The 214-nt window shown below is 52.3% G+C and carries 1 tRNA gene; it reads right to left on the bottom strand.

From position 1 onward, the window contains the following. Positions 1 to 2 precede the first annotated feature (2 nt). Positions 3 to 76 (bottom strand) — tRNA-Arg (locus MKR94_RS16925). Between the last annotated feature and the right edge of the window lie 138 nt (positions 77 to 214).

Genomic DNA, 214 nt, shown 5'->3' with positions numbered 1-214 from the left:
GGTGCATCCGGGAGGATTCGAACCTCCGACCGCTCGGTTCGTAGCCGAGTACTCTATCCAGCTGAGCTACGGATGCATTGCAGAATTCTTGTAACTGACAGGTAACAAACTTACCGAAGAAGTGTTTAACAACCATTATGGTGCATCCGGGAGGATTCGAACCTCCGACCGCTCGGTTCGTAGCCGAGTACTCTATCCAGCTGAGCTACGGATG

It is taken from the genome of Rosenbergiella metrosideri (assembly GCF_022602565.1).
In the GTDB taxonomy this organism is placed as follows: domain Bacteria; phylum Pseudomonadota; class Gammaproteobacteria; order Enterobacterales; family Enterobacteriaceae; genus Rosenbergiella; species Rosenbergiella metrosideri.
Note: the sequence above shows the minus strand (reverse complement) of the source record. Positions and strands in the feature narration are given on the sequence as shown.